This window comes from Shewanella surugensis, assembly GCF_023284005.1.
Classification (GTDB): domain Bacteria; phylum Pseudomonadota; class Gammaproteobacteria; order Enterobacterales; family Shewanellaceae; genus Shewanella; species Shewanella surugensis.
The window spans coordinates 1-3,897 of record NZ_JAKIKS010000229.1 but is presented as its reverse complement, the minus strand read 5'-3'; the positions used below and the strand labels follow the sequence as shown (position 1 = coordinate 3,897).

Here is a 3,897-nt window from a genome sequence, read left to right as displayed (position 1 = left end):
AGCTGCTTGCTGATGTCATATCAGGTATTCAATTTAAAGATGGTGAACGGATCACTCAAGATCAAACAGAGCATCACGATTCATTGATACACCACATTTGACAATAACTCCATGATGATTGCAGAAGGGTAATGTCGGCCTGAAAAATTGAGTTTCATAAACATAAGCATAGAAAGTGATGCTTAGATCATAAAACATTTAGGCTGTTTGCGACAGAACCCTAATAGTACTTCACTGTTTTCAACAATACTTCTTTCAATATCAGGTGTATTGAAATGACACTCTGTATTTGAATCAATAATTAAAATTTTATTCTTCATTGTAAGGCTCACTTTAGGAAATTAATATCTCATTTTTTCTTCTGTAAGAACCTGCAATATTTCAAATGATAGAGCTCTTCCATTTAACTTTTTACTTTCCATTTCTTACTTCTCAATATTTCTTATTTGGAATGACTTGTATGATTGTTGCAATAATATACAGAGGTAAAGTATTTTATATACACACCCACCTACTTTTAATAAGTATATGGACAACATAATGCGGGTAAATATACATAATAACCTCAAATGTATCATTATTTTTTTATTAAATAAAGTAAAGCAAAGTACTCACAACAAAATTAAACACTACAAACACAATAAGGGGCTTATTATTAACATCTAAGCATATATTGTATACTTGAAATTACTAATCACTCATATAACCATCAAATAAAAACAATGCTTTATCTTCTCCGTATTATTAGTGATCAATTGATTTGAATTTAACTTTATAGTGTCGAATGTGACAATTTATTGCTGTATGTTACACAAGTATTTTGGATTTTTAATGATAAGGAGTAAAGGATATGTCACTTACAAATAAAGATAAGGTTAGTTATGGTAAAAAGCCAACCACTTTTTTAAACCAACCTCTGTACAATTGTTTGCATAATGTTAATTTGAATGGGGGTTTGGTTGATGATAATTTAAGTTTATTATTTAACCCTTTTTTATTGTCGAATGAGAAAGACAGTATTGAACGCTTTAAAAAGGGAGAAATGAACTTTATTGTATTTAGAAACACAGGGTTTAACCTAAAAGACAACACCATCAGTAATGATGACGTCAATACCCAGTTAGCATCTAGTTTTATTGCTTCGATATTTACACAGCTAGGCATTTTTCCTGTGACCTATCAAGGAGAAAATAATGGCTTACTTTTTAGAAAAGTCACCCCTATAAAATCATTTGAACATACTCAAAGCTCGTTAGGCGCCAAGGAACATTTAGGCTTTCATGTTGATAATAACCATATGGCACTCAGTAATGAACATAATAAGAATACAGGCAGTGTATCGCCAGATTATTTAAGTCTATTCTGTATTCGTAATGATGAAGATATTTCAACCGATTTATCAGATATCCCCCTCGCGCTAAGTCAATTATCAGCTGAAGAAATAGCAATATTAAAATCACCGAGATTTCGTATTGCCTACCCTGACTCTTTCGACATCCAAGGTGATATCATTGCCCCAGTGATTGTTGAAAATGAACATGGACTATGCTCAAGATTTGATTCGGCTTTTACACATCCTATTGATAATGAGGCCAAAATCGTATTTAATAAACTCAATCACCACCTCAAAGCGTCCACGATTAATATTAACTTAGATTCTGGTGATTTATTAATTTTCAGAAATCAGCAGATGGCCCATTCAAGGCGGTCTTTTACTCCACAATATAATGGTTATGATCGATTTTTACTGAGAGTCTTTGGTGTAGACTCTCTTAGTCGAGTGAAATCTGTGTCCCCTACCACGCCTTATTATAGTATTGCGGTATAATCAATGAACGCTGTTATTATTTCGGTTTTACTACTGGTTGGTTTAACGTTATGCCGACTAAATATTTTAAGTGCCATCATAGTGAGTTGTTTTATTGGTGGTTGGATTGCAGGGTTAGATGTAAATAGTATCTGGCAGGCATTTCAAGCCGGTTTAGGACATGCATCTCCATTAGCACTGAGTTACGCTATCATTGGGGGGTTTTCATATTTGATTGCCAGTTTCGGGTTAACTGAAATAGTTAGCAGTCGGCTATCGACCATGATGAAAGACCATTCAAGTCAACTAAAATTGACGATTATCATTACGCTAACAAGCCTCGCTATTTTTTCGCAAAACTTGATCCCCATTCATGTTGCCTTTATCCCTTTACTTATCCCGCCAATGTTGCTGATATTCAGTCGATTACAACTTGATAGACGCTTGATTGCTTGCTTACTCAGTTTTGGACTAGTCACGCCTTATATGTTTTTGCCACTCGGTTTTGGCCAAATGTTTTTAAATGAATTAATCCGATCTCAAGTGACTTTACAAGGTGTATCGGGAGTCGAAAGTATCAATATGATGCGAGTGATGCTACTTCCTGCTATTGGTATGTTAGTGGGGGTGATCATTGCAGTATTATTCTCGTATAACAAACCCAGAGAATATCTGATTAAATCAAGTCATACTGATACGTCACCAGTAACCTTATCCAATAAGAATAGGGTTGTCATCATAATAGCATTGTTAAGTTTTTTTGTGGTTCAACTTATGACAGGCTCCATGGCAATTGCAGCGCTTGTGGGTTGTGGCTTATTAAGCATAGGTAAACGAGCACATTGGGGAAAGTCTAATTCACTTTTTCTTGAAGGCACACGGCTAATGGCCAGTATTGGCGTGATCATGATGGCGGCGGCAGGCTTTGCTGAAGTCATGAAATTAACAGGTCATATACAATCGCTTATTGATACAGCTATTATCGCTTTTCAAGATCAAACTATGTTATCAGTGTTCATTATGCTACTCGTCGGCTTATTGATCACGATAGGCATTGGTTCTTCTTTTGCAACCGTCCCTTTACTGGCTGCTATTTACGTGCCGATAGGACAAGCAATAGGGTTAAGTTTAGAGGCCATCATTTGTTTATTAGTGTCTGCAGCAGTATTAGGCGATACAGGATCCCCTGTCTCTGAGGTCACCTTAGCAACATCGGCAGGACTGAATCATGATGGTCAACATGATCACCTAAAAGATACCGTTATTCCCACTTTTATTCATTTTAATATCCCTTTATTTGCATTTAGTTTACTGGCTATCTATTTATTATGATTTCACTTTTCTTTATATCGCTTCTAGGCTCTATGGTGCCAGGAGCCAGTTTTGTGATGACATTAAGGAGCAGTTTATTTGGCTCTCGCTTTTGTGGTTTAATGACGGCATTAGGCTTATCTTTAGGCATGGCATTACATGCTGCATATTTGTTACCGAGTTTATATTGGTTTGAACATAACAACTCACACTTATTGAGCATCATTACTTGGTTAGGTGCGGGATATTTATTCTTTATTGCAGTGCAATGTTTACAAGCAAAGCCTAAAGGCCAATTATCCATTGGGAGTAATCAAGAGAAAATAACGCCTTTACGCGCATTATTGATAGGTTTTTTAACTGATGTATTAAACCCTAAAATTATTATTTTTATATTAGCACTATTAAGTCAGTACATTGAGGGTGAATTAACCTTACATCAACAATTAAGCTATGGTGCAGTATTAGTGGGTGTACAACTATTATGGTTTAGCGGAGTGGCAATATTTTTTTCTATTCCTTCATTAAGAAATAAGCTCTACAGTGCCTCGCATTGGATTGAAAGATGCTCTGGTGTGTTATTAATTTTATTAGCTATTAAGATCATTTGGATTAGGTAAAATAAAAATGATAATATTTTGTGTAATCCATGTAGCTGCGTCTGTTTAATTAATTAACAAACGGTAAACCCCCGGCTCTGCCGGGGTGACTCGCATAGGTTTCACCTATACCGCGGTATAGGTAGGCTCAAGTCTCGACCAAAAGACAGGAGAGCAACC

General features: G+C 35.7%; 3 protein-coding genes. All 3 read left to right on the top strand.

Features of this window, described 5'->3' with window-relative positions; all coding sequences use genetic code 11:
* The first annotated feature begins 850 nt into the window (after nucleotides 1-850).
* The 3 genes from L2764_RS26155 to L2764_RS26145 are packed head-to-tail and all read left to right on the top strand — an operon-like array spanning nucleotide 851 to nucleotide 3,738.
* Nucleotides 851-1,828: a TauD/TfdA family dioxygenase gene (locus L2764_RS26155; protein WP_248943275.1), complete on the top strand. Its 978-nt coding sequence runs from the start codon at nucleotides 851-853 to the stop codon at nucleotides 1,826-1,828.
* 3 nt (nucleotides 1,829-1,831) lie between these two features.
* Nucleotides 1,832-3,139, top strand: a complete 1,308-nt coding sequence (locus L2764_RS26150; protein ID WP_248943274.1) for a Na+/H+ antiporter NhaC family protein — start codon at nucleotides 1,832-1,834, stop codon at nucleotides 3,137-3,139.
* Nucleotides 3,136-3,738: a LysE family translocator gene (locus tag L2764_RS26145; RefSeq protein WP_312018392.1), complete on the top strand. Its 603-nt coding sequence runs from the start codon at nucleotides 3,136-3,138 to the stop codon at nucleotides 3,736-3,738. Before L2764_RS26150 ends, L2764_RS26145 begins: the two co-directional genes overlap by 4 nt.
* Nucleotides 3,739-3,897: the final 159 nt, after the last annotated feature.

Bases quoted from the DNA above. Each gene is read 5' to 3' on its own strand.
- L2764_RS26145 (WP_312018392.1), top strand. From the start codon at position 3,136: ATGATTTCACTTTTCTTTATATCGCTTCTAGGCTCTATGGTGCCAGGA.
- L2764_RS26155 (WP_248943275.1), top strand. From the start codon at position 851: ATGTCACTTACAAATAAAGATAAGGTTAGTTATGGTAAAAAGCCAACC.
- L2764_RS26150 (WP_248943274.1), top strand. From the start codon at position 1,832: ATGAACGCTGTTATTATTTCGGTTTTACTACTGGTTGGTTTAACGTTA.